The sequence below is a fragment of the Streptomyces sp. NPDC055078 genome, assembly GCF_053607985.1.
In genome coordinates this window covers 1-1,015 of sequence record NZ_JBSGUP010001173.1, presented here as the reverse complement: position 1 = coordinate 1,015, position 1,015 = coordinate 1, and the positions used below count along the sequence as shown (strand labels likewise).

The 1,015-nt window shown below is 76.7% G+C and carries 1 protein-coding gene; it reads left to right on the top strand.

Translation table 11 applies throughout. From position 1 onward, the window contains the following. Positions 1–1,015, top strand: a 1,015-nt coding sequence (locus ACWF94_RS41010; RefSeq protein ID WP_453500471.1) for a tetratricopeptide repeat protein, incomplete at both ends; no start/stop codon positions are given.

The following is a 1,015-nucleotide window of genomic DNA, read 5'->3' as shown; positions in this document are numbered from 1 at the left end:
GCCCGGGACCGGCCCGGGGCGGCCCACCCCGTCACCCGAACTCCTCGCCGTCCTCGCCAGCCGGCACAGCGCCGGACTCAGCCTGGGGCGGCTCGGCCGCTGGGAGGAGGCAGGCGAAGTGCACCGCGCCGTCGCCGCCGAACGGGAACACGCGCTCGGGCCCGGTCACCCCGACACCCTCGCCAGCCGTTACGAGGTCGGCTTCACCCTCAGCAGGACCGGGCGGGCCGAGGACGCGCTCCGCGAGTTCCGCCGCGTCGCCGACGGCCGGGAGCGGGTCCTGGGCGCCGACCACCCCGAGACCCTGGCCGCCCGCCAGGAGACGGCCTACGTCCTCGGTCAGCTCGGCCGCCACTTCGAGGCCCACGACGCGTACGCGGCCGTCCTCTCCTCCCGCGAGCGCACCATGGGCGCCGAACACCCCGACACCCTGCGCTGCCGGCACAATCTCGCCTTCAACCTCAGCAGGCTCGGGCGGCTGGAGGACTCCTTCCGGATGGCCTGCGACGTCGCCGAGTCCCGCACCCGGGTGCTCGGCGCGGAACACCCCGACACCCTGGTCACCCGGTACGAAGTCGCCTACGCGCTCGGCCGGCTCGGGCGCTGGACCGAGGCCCTGGGCAGCTATCGCGAGGTGGCCGGGGCCCGCGCCCGGGCGCTCGGCCCCGACCACCCCGACACCCTCGCGGCCCGCTACGAGGTCGGCGTCAGCCTCGGCCGCCTCGGCCGCAGCGCCGAGGCCCTCGATCTGTACCGGGCCCTCGTCGACGACCGCACCCGCGTCCAGGGCCCCGACGACCCCGAGACCCTCCGCGCCCGCCACGGCCTCGGAGTCAACCTCGGCCGCCTCGCCCGCTGGGCGGAAGCCCTCACCGAGGCGCAGGAGATCAGCGCCGCCCGGGAACGCGTCCTCGGGCCCGGCCACCCCGACACCCTCGTCAGCCGCCGCGAGGTCGCCGTCGCCCTGGGATGGCTCGGCCGCTGGACCGACGCCCTCACCCTCTACGCCCATGTC